At 60.1% G+C, this 17296-nt stretch carries 11 protein-coding genes and 1 pseudogene; 7 read left to right on the top strand and 5 right to left on the bottom strand.

Going from position 1 to position 17296, the window contains the following annotated elements:
* Nucleotides 1-126: 126 nt before the first annotated feature.
* From AB4N73_RS09225 to mexE, 3 genes and pseudogenes are all read right to left on the bottom strand, one after another.
* Nucleotides 127-1548 (bottom strand): efflux transporter outer membrane subunit, encoded by a 1422-nt coding sequence (locus tag AB4N73_RS09225; protein WP_460143310.1) that lies wholly within the window; start codon nucleotides 1546-1548, stop codon nucleotides 127-129.
* The gene (locus tag AB4N73_RS09220) at nucleotides 1545-4736 is read right to left on the bottom strand and encodes an efflux RND transporter permease subunit (RefSeq protein ID WP_041480270.1); all 3192 of its coding nucleotides are present in this window, start codon (nucleotides 4734-4736) and stop codon (nucleotides 1545-1547) included. The genes AB4N73_RS09225 and AB4N73_RS09220 overlap by 4 nt, the downstream gene beginning before the upstream one ends.
* A 15-nt stretch (nucleotides 4737-4751) precedes the next feature.
* A pseudogene (gene mexE, locus AB4N73_RS09215) lies at nucleotides 4752-6004 on the bottom strand (multidrug efflux RND transporter periplasmic adaptor subunit MexE).
* A gap of 370 nt (nucleotides 6005-6374) precedes the next feature.
* Between mexE and gcvA the strand changes: the two are divergent.
* The 3 genes from gcvA to AB4N73_RS09200 all read left to right on the top strand — a co-directional run bounded on the left by gcvA (nucleotide 6375) and on the right by AB4N73_RS09200 (nucleotide 8974).
* Nucleotides 6375-7280, top strand: coding sequence for a transcriptional regulator GcvA (gene gcvA / locus AB4N73_RS09210; protein ID WP_460143309.1), 906 nt, complete (start codon nucleotides 6375-6377; stop codon nucleotides 7278-7280).
* A gap of 75 nt (nucleotides 7281-7355) precedes the next feature.
* Nucleotides 7356-8183, top strand: a complete 828-nt coding sequence (locus AB4N73_RS09205) for a DMT family transporter (RefSeq protein ID WP_076562755.1) — start codon at nucleotides 7356-7358, stop codon at nucleotides 8181-8183.
* A 29-nt stretch (nucleotides 8184-8212) separates the two neighbouring features.
* On the top strand, nucleotides 8213-8974 hold the full coding sequence (locus AB4N73_RS09200) for an SDR family oxidoreductase (protein WP_252867677.1): 762 nt from the start codon (nucleotides 8213-8215) through the stop codon (nucleotides 8972-8974).
* A 3-nt stretch (nucleotides 8975-8977) separates the two neighbouring features.
* On the opposite strand, the gene AB4N73_RS09195 is transcribed toward AB4N73_RS09200, so the two are convergent.
* Nucleotides 8978-9892 (bottom strand): LysR family transcriptional regulator, encoded by a 915-nt coding sequence (locus tag AB4N73_RS09195; protein ID WP_225926638.1) that lies wholly within the window; start codon nucleotides 9890-9892, stop codon nucleotides 8978-8980.
* Nucleotides 9893-10162: 270 nt separating this feature from the next.
* On the opposite strand from AB4N73_RS09195, the gene AB4N73_RS09190 reads away from it, so the two are divergent.
* The 4 genes from AB4N73_RS09190 to pgm all read left to right on the top strand — a co-directional run bounded on the left by AB4N73_RS09190 (nucleotide 10163) and on the right by pgm (nucleotide 16408).
* Entirely contained in the window at nucleotides 10163-11185 is a 1023-nt protein-coding gene (locus AB4N73_RS09190; RefSeq protein ID WP_041480274.1) for a zinc-dependent alcohol dehydrogenase family protein, read from the top strand.
* Nucleotides 11186-11736: 551 nt separating this feature from the next.
* Complete coding sequence (locus AB4N73_RS09185; RefSeq protein ID WP_460143308.1) at nucleotides 11737-13203, top strand: hypothetical protein; 1467 nt, start codon at nucleotides 11737-11739, stop codon at nucleotides 13201-13203.
* A gap of 49 nt (nucleotides 13204-13252) precedes the next feature.
* Nucleotides 13253-14653 (top strand): aminotransferase-like domain-containing protein, encoded by a 1401-nt coding sequence (locus AB4N73_RS09180; protein ID WP_460143307.1) that lies wholly within the window; start codon nucleotides 13253-13255, stop codon nucleotides 14651-14653.
* 108 nt (nucleotides 14654-14761) lie between these two features.
* On the top strand, nucleotides 14762-16408 hold the full coding sequence (gene pgm / locus AB4N73_RS09175) for a phosphoglucomutase (alpha-D-glucose-1,6-bisphosphate-dependent) (RefSeq protein WP_460143306.1): 1647 nt from the start codon (nucleotides 14762-14764) through the stop codon (nucleotides 16406-16408).
* Between the two features lie 54 nt (nucleotides 16409-16462).
* On the opposite strand, the gene AB4N73_RS09170 is transcribed toward pgm, so the two are convergent.
* Nucleotides 16463-17158 (bottom strand): pirin family protein, encoded by a 696-nt coding sequence (locus AB4N73_RS09170; RefSeq protein WP_460143305.1) that lies wholly within the window; start codon nucleotides 17156-17158, stop codon nucleotides 16463-16465.
* Nucleotides 17159-17296 lie beyond the last annotated feature (138 nt).

The raw sequence follows: 17296 nt of genomic DNA, 5'->3' as shown, positions 1-17296 counted from the left end.
AGCAGGCTCGCTCCCACAAAAAATCCCAGTGCTGCAAACAGGCATAAAAAAACCCCGCGACCGAATGATACGCGGGGCAAAAAATTTGGTTGGTTGCGGCCAACCAAAGGAGCTCTTTAACAACCTTTACTTGCTGGCGACTGTCTCCGGTTGCCAGCCACCACCGAGGGCCTTGTAGATCGCGACGATGCCGCGATACAGCTCAACTTCGGCCTGGGCCTGAGTGTCTTCGGCGTTCAGGCGCTCACGCTGGGCGTCGAGCAGGACGAGGAAATCGGTGGTGCCTTCGCGATAACGGATTTCTGCCAGGTCAGCAGCCTTGCGACTCGATTCGCTCTGACGGATCAGCGAGATCAGGCGTTGCTGACGCTTGCCGTAATCGCTGAAGGCGTTTTCCGATTCTTCCAGCGCCAGCAGTACTTGTTGCTCGTAGTTGGCCAGCGCGCCTTCGGCGTCAGCATCGGCGCCGCGCAAACGGGCACGGACGCTGCCGAGGTCAAACGCCGCCCAGGTGATGCTCGGCCCGAGCGCCCAGGCGTTGGCCGCCGAAGAACCGATCTGCGAACCACGCCCGGCGGTCCAGCCGAGGAAGCCGCTGAGGCTGACCCGGGGGAACAGGTCGGCTTTGGCCACGCCGATGCGCGCAGTGGCCGAAGCCAATTGCCGCTCGGCGCTGAGGATGTCCGGACGACGTTGCAGCAGTTCACCCGGATCACCGATTGGCAGCGCCTTGGCGATGGCCGGCAGATCTTTCGGGCTCAGGTCGACGGTCAGTTTGTCCGGGCGCTCACCGAGCAGCGTAGCGATACGGTTTTTCTGCCGAACCTGTTCCGCCTGCAACTGCGGCACCGTGGCTTCGACGTTGGCCAGACGCGCATCGGCGCGTTCGACATCGAGCTGATCACCGACACCGGCGTCACGCAGGCTGATGGTGATCTTGCGCGACTCCTGCTGGTTGTTCAGGTTGGCCACGGCGATCTTTTCCCGCAGCTGGGCGCCGCGCAGTTGACCGTAGGCGTCGACCAGTTCGGCAATCATGGTGACTTGCAGCTGATACAGATCGGCTTCGGCGGCCTGCTGGTCGGCATCGCTGGCTTCCAGATTGCGCTGGATGCGGCCGAACAGGTCAAGCTCCCAGGCCATGTCCAGACCGAGGTCATAGCGCTCGCTATTGACCCGGTCGGTGGTCTGGCCGGGAATCTGGCCCTTGCCCAAGTCGCTGCTGGCGCGGCTGGTGATGGTCGGCATCGCATCATTGCTGGCGTCGTCGCGGAACGCCCGGGCGGCTTTCCAGCGGGCGAACGCCACGCGCAGTTCACGGTTGCCTTGCAGCGACTGGCTCACCAACTGGTTCAGAGTCGGATCGTCGAATTGCTGCCACCAGATGCCTTCGAATTTCGAACGGTCGAAGTTCTTTTGCCCGGCGGCGCCGTCGGTGGCGGTCGTGATGTTGGCCGCCTCCGTGGCTGGGGTCTTGTAGTCGGGGCCGACGGCGCAGGCGCTGAGGGCCAGCACCAGCAGACTCGGCAGGAAGACTTTCAGACTCATTGTTGCGCCTCCAGTGGCTTTTGAAGAGTGTGCGCCTTGGCTGCTTTGCGCTGCTCGCCGCGTTCGACAAAGTTACGGATCAGTACATAGAACACTGGCGTCAGCAGCAGACCGAAGAAGGTCACCCCGAGCATCCCGGAGAACACCGCGACACCCATGGCGTGACGCATTTCGGCACCGGCGCCGCTGGAGAACACCAGTGGCACCACACCCATGATGAACGCGAAGGAGGTCATCAGGATCGGCCGCAGACGCAGGCGGCAGGCTTCCAGCACCGCAGCGAGCGGATCGAGGCCTTCTTCCTGTTTATCCTTGGCGAACTCGACGATCAGAATCGCGTTTTTACAGGCAAGTCCCACCAGTACGATCAAGCCGATCTGGGTGAAGATGTTGTTGTCACCGCCGGAAATGATCACACCGGTGATGGCCGACAGCAGCGTCATCGGTACGATCAGGATCACCGCCAGTGGCAGGCTCCAGCTTTCGTATTGGGCGGCGAGCACCAGGAACGCCAGCAGTACGCAGAGCGGGAACACGAACAGCGCGGTGTTGCCGGACAGAATCTGCTGGTAGGTCAGGTCGGTCCACTCATAGGTCATGCCGTTCGGAAGTTCTTCCTTGAGTAGTTTCTCGATGGCTTTTTCCGCCTGGCCAGAGCTGTAGCCCGGGGCTGCGGCACCGTTGATTTCAGCGGTGATGAAGCCGTTGTAGTGCATCACGCGATCCGGCCCCGAGGTGTCGCTGACCTTGATGAAGGTCGCCAGCGGGATCATTTCGCCTTTGTTGTTGCGTACTTTCAGCTGACCAATCTGATCGGATTCAAGACGGAACTGCTGTTCAGCCTGAACGTTGACCTGATAGGTGCGCCCGAAGCGGTTGAAGTCGTTGGCATACAGCGAACCCAGGTAGATCTGCAGGGTGTCGAAGATGTCGCTGACGGCCACGCCGTGGGTCTTGGCTTTTTCACGGTCGATGGCGGCATCGACCTGCGGCACGTTCACCGTGTAGCTGGTGAACAGGCCGGCCAGTTCCGGCACGTTGTGGCTTTTGTTGATGATGTTCATGGTTTCTTTGTACAGCTCGTCGTAGCCCAGGTTGCCCCGGTCTTCGATTTGCAGGCGGAAACCACCAATGGTGCCCAGACCTTGTACCGGCGGTGGCGGGAAGATCGCCATGTACGCTTCCTGAATGTTCGCGTACTGGCCGTTCAAGGCGCCGGCAATCGCGCCGGCGGACATGCTCGGGTCTTTACGCTCGTCGAACGGTTTCAGCGTCACGAAGACGATGCCGGCGTTCGGGCTGTTGGTAAAACCGTTGATCGACAGGCCCGGGAACGCTACGGCGCTTTCCACGCCCGGCTGTTTCAGCGCGAGGTCGGACATGCGCTTGATCACGTCTTCGGTGCGATCCAGGCTCGCGGCATCCGGCAATTGCGCGAAGGCCACCAGGTATTGCTTGTCCTGGCCGGGTACGAAACCGGTCGGCGTGCTGGAGAAACCGAAGAAGGTCAGTACCATCAGGCCTGCATACACGAGCAGGGCGATGCCGCTGCTACGGATAACCCGGCGCACGGTGCCGACGTAGCCATGACTGGCACGGTCGAAGAAACGGTTGAACGGACGGAACAGCCAGCCGCCGAAGATCTTGTCGAGCACTTTCGAGAAGCGGTCTTTCGGCGCGTCGTGGCTTTTCAGCAACACAGCGGCCAATGCTGGCGACAGGGTCAGCGAGTTGAACGCCGAGATCACTGTCGAGATAGCGATGGTCAGTGCGAACTGTTTGTAGAACTGCCCGGTGAGGCCGGAAATGAACGCCGCTGGAATGAACACCGCACACAGCACCAGTGCGGTGGCCACGATCGGCCCGGTCACTTCCCGCATGGCGCGCTTGGTCGCTTCGACCGGCGTCAGGCCGAGTTCGATGTTCCGTTCGACGTTTTCCACCACGACGATGGCGTCATCCACCACGATACCGATGGCCAGTACCAGGCCAAACAGCGACAGGGCGTTGAGCGAGAAACCGAACAGGTGCATGACCGCAAACGTACCGATCAACGATACCGGCACCGCCACCAACGGGATGATCGAGGCGCGCCAGGTCTGCAGGAACAGAATCACCACCAGCACCACGAGGATCAGCGCTTCGAACAGGGTGTGCACCACCGCCTCGATCGAGCCACGAACGAAGATCGTCGGGTCATACACGATGCTGTAGTCCATGCCCTGCGGGAAGCCTTTCTTCAGCTCTTCCATCTTGCCGCGCACTTCGTTGGAAATGTCGATGGCGTTGGAACCGGGACGCTGGAAGATCGGAATCGCTACAGCCGGCTGATTGTTCAGCAGCGAGCGCAAGGCGTATTGGCTGGAACCCAGTTCAATGCGTGCGATGTCCTTCAGGCGAGTGATCTCACCGTCGTCGCCTGCGCGAATGACGATGTTCTCGAACTCTTCTTCGGAGACCAGACGGCCTTGGGTGTTGACCGACAGCTGGAAGCTTTGCGCGGTCGGGGCAGGGGGCGCGCCCAGTTGACCGGCGGCGACCTGACGGTTCTGTTCGCGAATCGCGGTCACCACATCGGTGGCGGTCAGATTGCGTGAAGCGGTCTTGTTCGGGTCAAGCCAGACGCGCAGCGAGTAGTCGCCCATACCGAACAACTGCACGTCACCGACACCACCGAGGCGAGCAAGCTCATCCTTGATGTTGAGGATCGCGTAGTTGGACAGGTACAGCATGTCGTAGCGCTTGTCCGGTGAGGTCAAGTGCACAACCATGGTCAGGTCCGGCGATGCCTTGTCGACGGTGATACCGATGCGCGTTACTTCCTCGGGAAGCTTCGGCTCGGTCCGGGTCACCCGGTTCTGCACTTGCACCTGCGCGTTGTCCAGGTCAGTGCCCAGGGCGAAGGTGATGGTCAGGGTGATCTTGCCGTCGGCGGTCGACTGCGAGGACATGTACAGCATGTTCTCGACGCCGGTGATGGCCTGCTCCAGCGGAGCGGCCACGGTTTCACCGATGACTTTGGGGTTGGCGCCCGGGAAGTTGGCGCGCACGACCACGGTCGGCGGCACGACTTCCGGGTATTCGCTGATCGGCAACTGGAACAGCGAGATCGCACCGGCGATCAGGATCAACAGCGACAGCACCGCTGCGAAGATCGGCCGGGAAATGAAGAATTGGGAAAAATTCATCGGAGTTGTCGTCCCTTAACCGCGTGGGGTCGTAGCAGCCAGCTTCGCAGCCGAACCCGATGCACCCTTGGCAGGGGCAACTTTGGGCAGGTTGCTCGCTTCCAGCGCTTGACGTTGTTGAGCGAGGGCGGCGAGGGTCTGCTCGCTGGCCATCGGAATCACCTCAGGGGTGACCGGTGAGCCAGGACGAACCCGTTGCAAGCCCTTGACGATGATGGTGTCGTCCTTGTTGAGACCGTTGCGGACGATGCGCAGGCCTTCGATCTTCGGACCGAGTTCGACGGCGCGGTAGGCGGTCTTGTTGTCGCCATCCATTACCAGCACAAACTTTTTGCCCAGGTCAGTGCCCACGGCTTCGTCATTGATCAGCATGGCGTTGTAGGTGCCGCTGCCGACCAGTTTCAGCCGTGCGTACAGGCCCGGGGTGTAGGTGCCGTCAGCGTTGTCGAAGACTGCGCGACCACGGATGGTGCCGGTTTTCGGATTGACCTGGTTGTCGACGAAGTTCATCTGGCCGAGGTGCGGGTTGCCGTCTTCGTTGGACAGGCCCATGTACACCGGCGTAGTGGCGCCACGCTGGCCGTTGCGGGCCAGTTGGGTGTATTTGAGGAACACGCGTTCGTCGGCGTCGAAATAGGCGTAGACCTTGTCGGTGGAGACGACGCTGGTCAGTGCGGTGGTGTCGGCGGTCACCAGGTTGCCGGCAGTGATTTCGGCGCGGCTGACGCGGCCGCTGATCGGTGCGGTCACGCGGGTGAAGCTCAGATTCAGTTTGGCCAGGTCCAATTGTGCCTGCAGAGCACCGACGGCGGCGCGGGCCTCTTGGGCAGCGCTGGTGCGCGAGTCGGCCAGTTCAGCGGAAATGGCGTTGCTGGTACGCAGACGTTCACCGCGAGCGGCTTCGTTTTCGCTGCGAGTGGCGGTGGCGCGGGCTTGAGCCACCAGAGCTTCGAGGCGGCGTACCTCGGCCTGGAACGGACGCGGATCGATCTGGAACAGCAGGTCGCCTTTCTTGACCAGCGCGCCTTCGGTGAACGCGACCTGATCGATCTGGCCCGATACCCGTGGGCGGATTTCAACGGTTTCCGGCGCTTCGAGGCGCCCGGTAAATTCGTCCCACTCGTTGACCGGTTGTTCCAGCACCTTGGCTACGCTGACTTTGGCAGCGGGCGGGGCGCCGGCAGTCTCCGGAGTTTGCCGCAGGCGCTCATCACCAGTACGGCCAGCATGGCCAACGGGAAGCGCAAATGTTTGAGTGATTGTTCCATGGATGCAATCCGCCGAAGTATTGAAGATGGGCGGATGATGCTCGGCGCGGGTGTGATGGCACGAATCGAATGAAGCAAAGGTAACTATCATTCGGAATGATATAAGCGCCGAGGCAGCCCTCTAGCATGCACCTTTCGTTAGGGGGCTAACAATCGGCCTGAAGGCAATTCTGTGTTGCTTGATCTGCAATGATTGCGACCGACGCTGCGCGCGGAGGATTATCCGGCGATTAAATACCTCGCTGTTACCAGCGCCTCGCCCACTTGCCGGAGCAATACGCCAATATCGCGGAACGGGCAACCAAGGGAGTTTCGCTCTAACATGAGCGCAACCTCATGCTCTGACATTTATCGTCCCCGGATCATTTTTATGCGCGACCTGCCCCCGACCGCGACCCTGCGTGCTTTTGAAGTGGCCACCCGACACCCGACGTTCACCGCTGCCGCTCAAGAGTTGCACGTGACCCAGAGCGCCGTCAGTCATCAGCTCCGGCACCTTGAAGAACTTTGGGGCTTGCAATTGTTCGAGCGCGGCAAGGCGTTGCGCCTTACAACAGCGGGGGCGACGCTGGCGCCGATCGTGCGCGAGTTTTTCATGAGCCTTGAAGCAACGCTGGAGGATCTGCGCGAGCAAAAGGACAGGGTTCGCCTGACTGTCAGCACCACCTATTCGTTCGCGTTGAAGTGGCTGCTGCCACGCTTGCCGAACCTGTCACGCCAACACCCGGAGCTGTTGGTGTCGCTGGATACCACGGACAAGATCATCCACTTCGCCAATGGCGAAGCCGATGTCGCAATCCGCTTGGGCAAGGGCAATTACCCTGGCCTGTATTCAGAGTTCCTGTTCGGCGAACAGGTGTTTCCCGTGGCCAGCCCCGAACTGCTGCAGCGCGTCGGCAGGCCGGGCAGTCCCGCGGAGTTGCTGCAGATGCCGTTACTTATCCGCGACGGCGCCGAGTTGGCGCCGAAATGGGAGGTGTGGTTTCAGTCCGTCGGGCTGGAGTTTTTACCGCTGCGCGAAGGCGTCAGGTTTGGCGACACCAACATGACGGTGGAAGCTGCGTTGCTCGGCCAGGGAGTGGCGTTGGTGCGCAGCGGCCATGTCGAAAATGAAATTGCCGACGGCCGTCTGGTGAGGCTGTTCGATGTGCCGTTCACTTCGCCGCTTGCTTATTATTTCGTCTGCCCCAAAGGCATCGAGGCCCAGCCGCACATCCTCAGATTTCGTCAATGGTTGCTCAGTGAAGCGTTGAAGGTGCAGAGCGCACAGCGCTGAAGTATGAGCAATTGCTCACGGTGTAATGAGCAGACTTCACTGTAATGCCGATGTCAGAGATGTCTAGAATGCGGCATGCCAATCCATCTCGTACTCCTCGTTCTGTTCGCCGCGCTCCTGCACGCCAGCTGGAACGCGCTGCTGCGCGGTGGCGCCGATCGGCTCTGGTCGATGACGATGATGTGCGTGGCCATCGCCCTCGTCTGCGCCTTCGCCGCCGTTTTCATGGTCCCGCCTGCACCTGAGAGCTGGGGGTATGCGCTGCTCTCGGCACTGCTGCATGTCGGCTACAACCTGTTTCTGGTGCGCAGCTATCGGGTCGGCGATCTAGGGCAGATCTATCCGATTTCCCGTGGGTCGTCGCCAGCGCTGATCACCCTCGGCGCCGCGCTGTTTGCCGGCGAAACCATAACCCCCGGCGAACTGCTCGGCATTGGTCTGGTGTCCGGGGGGATCATTTCGTTGGCGTTCCGAGGGCGCAGCCTGTCGGTGCCGAGCCTGCCGTATGCGCTGGGCACCGGTTGTTTCATCGCCGCCTACAGCGTCGTCGATGGCATTGGCGCCAGGCTTTCCGGTGCGCCGCTCGCGTACACGGTGTGGATGAGCGCCCTGTGGGGTGTGTTGATGCCATTGGTGTATATCGGCCTGCGCGACGCCCGCAGTCTGTTTTCCGTACGGCCCGGCATGCTCGCCGCTGTGGGCGGCGGACTGGTTTCCTTACTGGCTTACGCAATCGTTATCTACGCGATGAACGAAGCGCCACTGGGCGCGGTGTCGGCCCTGCGTGAAACCAGCGTGCTGTTCGCGGCATTGCTCGGCTATTTGTTCCTCGGTGAAAAGCTCACCGTCCGCAGGATGCTGGCATGCGTGGTCATCGCCAGCGGCGCCATCATCATCGGCTGACATAGGCCAACTGCTCAGGAGAACGTCGCATGGATAAAGTCTCGCAAGCACCGCTGATTCTGATCACCGGCGGCAGTCGCGGAGTCGGCGCCGCCACCGCCCGACTCGCCGCCGCGCAAGGCTATGACGTTGCCATCAGCTACGTTGCCAACGAGTCTGCCGCGATGGCGGTGGTGGCGGATATCGAAGCATTGGGGCGAAAGGCGCTGGCAGTGCGTGCTGACAGCGCTGACCCTGAGCAGGTCGCTGAGCTGTTCTCGGCCATTGATCGTACATTCGGGCGTATCGACGTTCTGGTCAATAACGCTGGCGTGCTGGCGAAGCAGTCACGCATGGAGGACCTGAGATTCGAACGCATGCAGCGCATCTTCGCAGTCAATGCGCTTGGGCCGATCCTGTGCGCGCAGCAGGCGGTGAAGCGCATGGCTTACCGGCACGGCGGCACAGGTGGCGCAGTGATCAACGTTTCTTCTGCCTCGGCGCGCCTGGGTAGCCCGAATGAATACGTCGACTACGCAGCATCGAAAGGCGCGCTGGAAACTTTCACCATCGGCTTTGCCAAGGAAGTTGCGCGCGAGGGAATTCGGGTCAACTGCATTCGCCCGGGGCACATCTATACCGATATGCACGCCAGCGGCGGCGAACCGGGGCGGGTGGATCGCGTGAAGGAGTCGATCCCGATGGGCCGGGGCGGTCAGCCGGAAGAGGTGGCGCGGGCCATCTTGTGGCTGGCCAGCGCGGATGCTTCGTTTGTCACCGGGACTTTTCTGGATGTGACGGGTGGCAAGTAGTTCCTAAAGACTATCCGGATCTCCAAAAAACATCTGAATCCGCGACCTCAACCACCGCTCTCCCGGGTCGTTATCCTGCGACCCACGCCAGGCCATGTGCAGTTCAAACGTACGCGTCGGCAGTGGCGGATCCTCAGCACGAAGCCCTCCAGCTGCCGTCAGTGCGTCCGCCGTGTAATCCGGCACGGTCGCGACGATATCGGTGCCCGCAAGCAGCGTGCCCAGTCCGTTGAACTGTGGCACCGCGAGCACCACGTGCCGTTTGCGTCCGAGTTTTTCCAGTTCTTCATCGACGAAACCACTGAGGTCGCCAGCGAACGACACCAGTGCATGCGGTCGGGCGCAGTAGTCGTCCAGGCTCAGCGGCCCCGGCACGGTGTCGGCGCGCAGCAGCTTCGGTGCGCTGCGGCGCAGGACCTTGCGCTTGGCGTTGGCCGGTAGGTCGGTGGTGTAGCTGACGCCGATCGAAATCTCGCCGGAGGCCAGCAGGCCCGGCATCAGGATGTAATTGACCCGCCGTACCACGAGGACAATGCCCGGTGCTTCGGCGCGCAGACGCTTGAGCAGCATGGGCAGCAGCGCGAATTCGACGTCGTCGGACAAACCGATGCGAAACACCGAGGTGCTGGTCGCCGGATCAAAATCGGCGGCACGACTGACGGCGGTCGAGATCGAATCAAGGGCAGGCGAGAGCAGGGCGAAGATTTCCACCGCGCGCGCGGAAGGTTCCATGCTGCGACCGGTGCGGACAAACAAGGGATCGTCAAACAGGCTGCGCAGGCGCGACAGCGCCGCACTGATAGCCGGTTGGCCGAGGAACAATTTTTCCGCGGCCCGAGTCACACTGCGTTCGTGCATCAATGTTTCGAACACGATCAGCAGGTTCAGGTCGACACGACGCAGGTCATTACGATTCATCTGGAGTCCTGGCAGAGTCATCAAACTTGACGAGGGCGGCCATATGAGAACAATGGCCGGCATGAATCTTACGGGGAAAGGCTGGTACTCTGCACCGGAAAATTCAGCTTTACTGCGACGGTGGCAGGCCTTTTTTCATGGATTTTGCCAATGCCGCCCTTGATGCGGAATCAATGACAGGCATGTCGACTATTAATAGCCACTGATGGTCTTGGGTCCAAAGCCCAGATAGAGTTCATGGCATTAGAGGTTACTTTGACGAGGTTTGCGATGTCCCGCACGATCCGTTTTCACAAGTTTGGTCCGGCCGAGGTGCTCAAATGCGAAGAGCATGCGGCTGCTCAGCCAGGTCCTGGCGAAGTGCAGGTGCGTGTCGAGGCAATCGGCATCAGTTGGTACGACACCCTGTGGCGCCAGAATCTGGCGTCGTCCCAGGCACGTCTGCCTTCGGGCCTCGGTCATGAAATGGCTGGCGTGGTCACTGCGGTGGGCGCTGATGTTGACGACCTGTCCGTCGGCGACAAAGTGGCCAGTTTTCCGGCGGAAAGCCCGAACGACTATCCGGTTTACGGCGAGTCGATCGTCCTGCCGCGCACCGCGCTGACCCGTTATCCCGATGTGCTCAGCCCGATCGAAGCGAGCGTGCATTACACGCCGCTGCTGATCGCCTACTTCGCTTATGCCGATCTGGCGCGGGTCAAACCCGGTCAATTTGCGCTGGTGACTGACGCCAGCCACTGCGCCGGCCCGTCGTTTGTGCAATTGGGCAAGGCGCTGGGTGTGCGAGTGATCGCCGCGACCAAATCGGCGGAGGAGCGGGAGTACCTGCTGTCCCTCGGTGCGGAGAAGGTCATCGTCACCGAAGAGGAAGATCTGTTGATGCGTATCAACAAGATCACCGACAACCGCGGCGTCGATGTGGTGTTCGATGGTCTTGGCGGCCCGCAGATGTCGTTGCTCGGCGATGTGCTGGCGCCACGCGGCAGTCTGGTGCTGTACGGCCTGCAAGGTGGCAACCAGACCCCGTTCCCGGCGTGTGCGGCGTTTCAGAAGAATATCCAGTTCTTCGTGCACTGCATCGGCAACTTCACCGGCAAGCCGGAGCTGGGCATTGTCCAGGACCACGTCGCTCTGCAGCGTGCTTTGCGTGACATCAACCAGTTGACCGCTGACCGCGTGCTCCTGCCGCTCAAGACTCGTGTATTCCCGTTCAACGAGTTCGTCGAAGCACATCGCTACATGGACGAATGCCCATGCCGCGAGCGAGTGGCCCTGCAAGTGGAAACCGCGTAAATCCGCTCATCAGAGTCCGTGGCCCCCACGGACTCTTTTCTGTTTATTCCCTTCGCTGTCAGTAAACCCTCCCCGATATCGAAGCATTGGCCTTTTCAGCAACTGAACTGGTTTTTGCCGTTCATCTGTATCTTCTAATCACACTATAAGCACTGATAATTGAATGATTACTTTCATCTCAAGGAATGAGCTATGGCTGTGCATTCAATTTGTCCGAGGCAATATCAAATGGCTGGCTCAGCTGGCTTCGTCAATTTCTGTTTAATTGCTGTAGGGCGATTCGGAAGTTGCTTCTCTTTTTCTTGTAATGATTTGGCGTGGGACGTTGTGGGAAGTTTCCTCAGAACATTGTTGAGTGGCGAAAGGCCAATGAATACGGGTGGTTGAGCGTCCAGCCTGGCATCTGGAAGGCTTTGTTCAGGTGAAGTGTTTCAAATAACTACAACTTTGTAAGTGTTAGCATTTCAGCGTCTATTACTTATTGATCCAATTGCCGCGCGCCTACTGTCATGTCTGCGCGGCATGAAACTTTTGATACCGGGTAAATACCGATGAGCACGATCCATGATCAGGCAATGAACTATGTCTATCAGCAAGTATTGCAGCGTTTGCTGAGTTTCTTTTCCCGAGCCGAGCGCACGGCATTGCAATTGCTGATACAGCGCCTGGTGGTGGCCGCAGGCGGCATGGAAAACATCGGGCAATTCAAGGTGCTGGTGCCTCAGTCCGGCCTGCGGGACGGCTGCTATACCCTGGCCTTGCTCCGGGCCGCTCAGTTGACCATTGCCGGCCGTGCTCCGGCGACCTTTCAGCTGCGCGTGGCTTCCCTGCGCTGGAATGGCGACAGCCCGCTCGCCCTGCAAAACCTGCATCGCAGCTACAGTGCGCTATTCCTTTATGACGATCCGCGGGTCGAGGTGCTGATGGTGGATAACCGCGAGGTCCTGCCGTTCGACCATCGCACGCCTGTCAGCAATGAAGGGCGCGAGGCCAGCCGGGTCAATCTGCTGCTGGTGGGGCACTGCCGCACCTGGCTTGAAACACCTGAATTATGGGATGACGCCTACCTGGCGACGGCCGAGTACTACAGCCAGATCGCGCGCTGGAACAACGGCGTCGACGCCATGATCAGCACCGAAACCAAAGGCAGTCAGCAGCATTTCCTCGAAGGCCTGAACCGCGCGATGCAGCGAGTGGCAATACCGGCTCCAGGCCTGGTCAATGCCGGATTCGAAACGCTTTTTCCTGTACTCGACGAGCTCGGTGATGACTTTTACCGGGAACTGCGTGCCGATGATGACCGGACCGTGTGGCGGCCGGAAGGTGAGTTCGAAGCCTGCCGGCGCACCAGTTTTATCGACATCAACGACATGATGGTCGGCAAGCTCGAGGACCGCTGGCCGCTGTTGGGCGAGTTTCTCGGTTATGAACCTGATGATCTCGCGCTATACCAAGGCGAAGCGGTGTTTGCTGATCCTTTGATCTCGGCACATGTGCGAGGTTTGTACGCACGGTTCATCGAGGGGCGCGCCTATGAGGCGGGCATCGACGATTACGTCCGGCACACGCTGGCCGACATGCGGCGAAAGCAGGTTGCCGAAACCGTCTGCGAGCACTTGCTGGCCAGCTACGACAACGCCGGCGGGCCAGAACAACTGCGGATGCTTGCCGAGGATTACCTCAGCAATGGTTTCGGATTGACCGAAACGCAGTTGGCGTGCCTGCTGTTTGCGCCGTTCATCGACAACGGCAAAGGTCTCGAACGCTTCCTGCGCAATTGTCATCCCGGCATGCTGGTCGCCATGCCGGACCTGCACCGCGCCATGCAGGGTCTGCACGCACCTGAGCAGGTGATGAAGTGGCTGACGGAAGTCAGCGGCTTGCCAGTCAGGCTGTTGAACCGCCTGTATGCAATGGGCCCTGTGCAGATTGATGCACCTGCGCAATTCTCCTCGGAGAGTTCGGGTTCGGACGAGGCGCGTTCGGCTGCGCCGTTCGAGCGGTCGACGGAACGCTGACGGTGAGCCAGAGCCTGGATTGTGAACCAATATCTACGGAATTGAGGGTGTGAAGGGCGCGCGGGACAACGACTTTGTTTATCAGGCAGTTTATCGATATCTGACAACGCTGATTGATGCTGCCGGATGTGGTGGGGCGGTACGCATGCCTTCCTTGCGACAACTGGCGGACCGGCTGAATGTCTCCATCTCAACGGTGCAATACGCCTATTCGCTTCTGGAAAAGGAAGGCCGGGTCTATTCGATCGCCAAGTCAGGGTATTACGCGCAAGCGCAGTTCAGCATGGGTGCACCCGGCAACGGCAATGACCTGCTGGAGACCCTGTACGTCAACGCCAGGCGTCCCGGGATGTGTGTGTTGAGTGCTGACGAACCGGCCTCGCTGCAACCGTTGGACAGTCCGTTGCTGACCTCGGAACGTGAGCTCTTGCGTCAATACCCGCGTCAGTTGCAGACATTCGTGCAACCTTGCGGTGAACTGGAACTGCGGGTTGCGCTGGCGGCGCGGTATACCAGCTCGACAGAGCACTTCTGGCATGCCGATGACATTTATATCGGCGCTGATCTGCGTGGCGTCCTGGAGATTCTGATTTCGGTGCTTGGATTGCGTCAGGCCACCGTGATTGTCGAATCACCGTGCGACTGGGTCATCCTGCGCCTGCTCGAGTCGTGCGGAGTACGCGTGATCGAGTGGCCATTGCTTGCCCGAGGCGTGCTCGATCTGTCGGCACTCGAATCACTGCTGAAGAACGAGCCGGTTCGTTTGATCCTGCTGTCTTCCGTACTGAGCATGCCCCAAGGCAACGGTTTCACTCGCGAGTGTCAGCAGGCCACGGCGCAGTTGCTCAATCATCATGGCGTCTGGGTACTGGAAAACGACTGCTACAGCGAGCTTGACGAGCGCAATGATTCGCAGCGTTTGCGCAGTTGGCTCGATCCTGATCGTCTGCTGGTGTTTTCCACTTTCGAGAAATTCATCGGCGCCGAAGCACCATTCGGTTTCGTCTTGTCGCGTCACTGGCGCGAGGAATTGCAGCGCCATTTTCTGCTGCGGGCGTTTCGCTTGTCGCCCATTCGCCAAAAGGCAATTGCGCGGCTGTTGAATGGCGGACGGCTTGATCAGCATTTATCCGTGTTGCGGCGGATGCTGGGTGAGCGGCGAGCCGTGTTGATTCAGGTACTGCGTGAACGTCTGGGCGATACCCTGCAGATTGTCGAGCCGCAGGGCGGGGCGACGGTGTGGGTGCGTTCGTTGCGCCCGGTCGACATGGCAAGCGTCTTTCATCGCCTGCTCAAGCAACAGATCATCGTGGCGCCGGGCGAGCTGTTCAGTCTGCAGGGCTTGCATGCGGATCATCTGCGTTTGAGCGCGCTGAACCATGGCGAGCGGGATTTGCCGAGTGTCATCGGCTTGCTCGGCGATGCCTTGCGCCTGTCGCCCGGTCAATAACGTTAAAAAACATCGGGCGAGTTTCGGATACATCCCGTCGCACAGTGGTCAAACTGCCAGTAAACTGCGCTGCATTTCCTGAACCACTCCGATTTCAGAGGTTTTTGCATGACACTCAGTCCTTTTGCGGGCAAACCGGCACCGGCAGAACTGTTGGTCGACATCCCGCGACTGGTTACGGCCTATTACACCGGCCAGCCTGATGCATCGATTTCTACCCAGCGAGTGGCGTTCGGCACGTCCGGCCACCGCGGCAGTTCGTTCGATTTAAGTTTCAACGAATGGCATGTTCTGGCCATCAGCCAGGCGATCTGTCTGTATCGCGAAGCCCAGGGCATCACCGGCCCGCTGTTTGTCGGCATCGACACCCATGCACTGTCGACCCCGGCCGGCGCCAGCGCACTGGAAGTCCTCGCCGCCAACGGCGTCACCGTGATGATCGCCGAAGGCGATGAGTACACACCGACCCCGGCAATTTCCCACGCCATTCTCTGCTACAACCGCGGCCGTACCTCTGGCCTGGCGGACGGTATCGTCATCACGCCGTCGCACAACCCGCCACAAAGCGGTGGCTACAAATACAACCCAACCAACGGTGGCCCGGCCGATACCCACATCACCAAGTGGATCGAAGCCAAGGCCAACGAGCTGCTGGCGAACAAACTGGCCGGGGTTAAACGCATCAGCTACGAGCAGGCGCTCAAGGCCAGCACCACCCATCGCCACGATTACTTGAACACTTATGTCGCCGACCTGATCAACGTCATCGACTTCGATGCCATCCGCGACGCCAAGCTGCGTCTGGGTGTCGATCCGCTGGGCGGAGCAGGGGTGCGCTACTGGTCGGCCATTGCCGAACACTATCGTCTCGACCTGGAAGTGGTGAATAAACAGGTCGATTCAACGTTCCGTTTCATGACCGTCGACTGGGACGGCCAAATCCGTATGGATCCGTCGTCCAGCCACGCAATGCAGGGCCTGATCGGCCTGAAAGAGCGTTTCGACGTGGCGTTTGCCTGCGACCCGGATCATGACCGCCACGGAATCGTCACGCCGTCCGGTGGTTTGCTCGCGCCGAACAATTATCTGGCGGTATCCATCGACTACCTGTTCCAGAACCGTCCGCAATGGCGCGCTGATGCCGCCGTGGGCAAAACCGTGGTCAGCAGCGGTCTGATCGACCGCGTGGCCAAGCGCCTGGGCCGTCGCCTGTACGAAGTGCCGGTCGGTTTCAAGTGGTTCGCCGACGGTCTGTTCGATGGTTCGCTGGGTTTTGGCGGTGAAGAGAGTGCCGGCGCCTCGTTCCTGCGCAAGGATGGCGGCGTGTGGAGCACTGACAAGGACGGGCTGATTCCAGCCTTGCTCGCCGCCGAAATGACGGCGCGCACCGGGCGCGATCCAAGCCAGGCCTACCGCGCGCTGACCGACGAACTGGGCGAACCGTTCTCGGTACGCGTCGACGCCAAGGCCAACCCTGAGCAGAAGGCACTGCTGAGCAAGCTGGCGCCGGAACAGGTCACCTCGACCGAGCTGGCAGGCGAGAAGATCCAGAGCATCCTCAGCCATGCACCGGGCAATGATCAAGCCATTGGCGGTCTGAAAGTCATGACCGAAAACGGCTGGTTCGCCGCGCGTCCTTCGGGCACTGAAGACATCTACAAGATCTACGCCGAAAGCTTCCTCGGCGACGACCACCTCAAGCAACTGGTGGCCGAGGCGCAAACTTTGGTAGATAGCGCCATTTCCAGCAAATAATGCGCACATGAAAAAGGGCAACCGTAATGGTTGCCTTTTTTTATTGCCTGCCGATCAAGCCAGGTCGACCATTACGATCTCGCTGTCCTCGATCGCCGTGACCGTCAGCACTTGCTCATGGGCTACCGCCACACCGTCACGCGCTTGGGCACGCAAGCCATTGACCTCGATCACGCCGGTGGCCGGAACCAGATAGGCGCGACGCCCTTCGTCGAGCCGGTATTCGGCGGTTTCACCGGCCTTGATGTTCGCCGCCACCAGGCGCGCATTGGCGCGAATGTGCAGGCTCTCATCGTCGCCGTCCTTGCCGCTGGCCAAGGTGACAAAACCTTCGCGCTCGCCTTTGGGAAACGGCTTGGCGCCCCACGACGGCGGCGCACCGGTTTCGGTCGGCAGAATCCAGATCTGGAAGATCTTGGTTTCCTTGTCTTCGAGGTTGTACTCGCTGTGGGCGATGCCGGTACCGGCGCTCATCACTTGTACATCACCGGCTTCGGTGCGGCCCTTGTTACCCAGATTGTCCTGGTGCGTGATGGCACCTTCACGCACGTAAGTGATGATTTCCATGTCGCGGTGCGGATGCTGCGGGAAACCGGTGCCTGCGGCGATGATGTCGTCGTTCCACACGCGCAAGTTGCCCCAGCTCATCCGCTGCGGATCGTAGTATTCGGCAAACGAAAAGTGGTGATGCGCGTCCAGCCAGCCATGATGGGCGCCGCCCAGCGAGCTGAAGGGTCTGAGTTCAAGCATGATCGTCTCCTAATAAGGGTCGTCAGGGGGCGGGCCCCGTGGTTGATGACGACGATCATCTATCAGGCAATCATCGATAAAAAGCGCAAAAACTGCCGCATCATGATCAGTTTATTTGATGGGAATGTGCCTCGAAAT

The organism is Pseudomonas sp. S3_B08 (assembly GCF_054667725.1).
Note: the sequence above shows the minus strand (reverse complement) of the source record. Positions and strands in the feature narration are given on the sequence as shown.

What these genes read in the sequence shown, in the direction of transcription:
- AB4N73_RS09225 (WP_460143310.1), bottom strand. Translation starts at nt 1,548, where the DNA reads ATGAGTCTGAAAGTCTTCCTGCCGAGTCTGCTGGTGCTGGCCCTCAGC.
- AB4N73_RS09220 (WP_041480270.1), bottom strand. Translation starts at nt 4,736, where the DNA reads ATGAATTTTTCCCAATTCTTCATTTCCCGGCCGATCTTCGCAGCGGTG.
- gcvA (WP_460143309.1), top strand. Translation starts at nt 6,375, where the DNA reads ATGCGCGACCTGCCCCCGACCGCGACCCTGCGTGCTTTTGAAGTGGCC.
- AB4N73_RS09205 (WP_076562755.1), top strand. Translation starts at nt 7,356, where the DNA reads ATGCCAATCCATCTCGTACTCCTCGTTCTGTTCGCCGCGCTCCTGCAC.
- AB4N73_RS09200 (WP_252867677.1), top strand. Translation starts at nt 8,213, where the DNA reads ATGGATAAAGTCTCGCAAGCACCGCTGATTCTGATCACCGGCGGCAGT.
- AB4N73_RS09195 (WP_225926638.1), bottom strand. Translation starts at nt 9,892, where the DNA reads ATGAATCGTAATGACCTGCGTCGTGTCGACCTGAACCTGCTGATCGTG.
- AB4N73_RS09190 (WP_041480274.1), top strand. Translation starts at nt 10,163, where the DNA reads ATGTCCCGCACGATCCGTTTTCACAAGTTTGGTCCGGCCGAGGTGCTC.
- AB4N73_RS09185 (WP_460143308.1), top strand. Translation starts at nt 11,737, where the DNA reads ATGAGCACGATCCATGATCAGGCAATGAACTATGTCTATCAGCAAGTA.
- pgm (WP_460143306.1), top strand. Translation starts at nt 14,762, where the DNA reads ATGACACTCAGTCCTTTTGCGGGCAAACCGGCACCGGCAGAACTGTTG.
- AB4N73_RS09170 (WP_460143305.1), bottom strand. Translation starts at nt 17,158, where the DNA reads ATGCTTGAACTCAGACCCTTCAGCTCGCTGGGCGGCGCCCATCATGGC.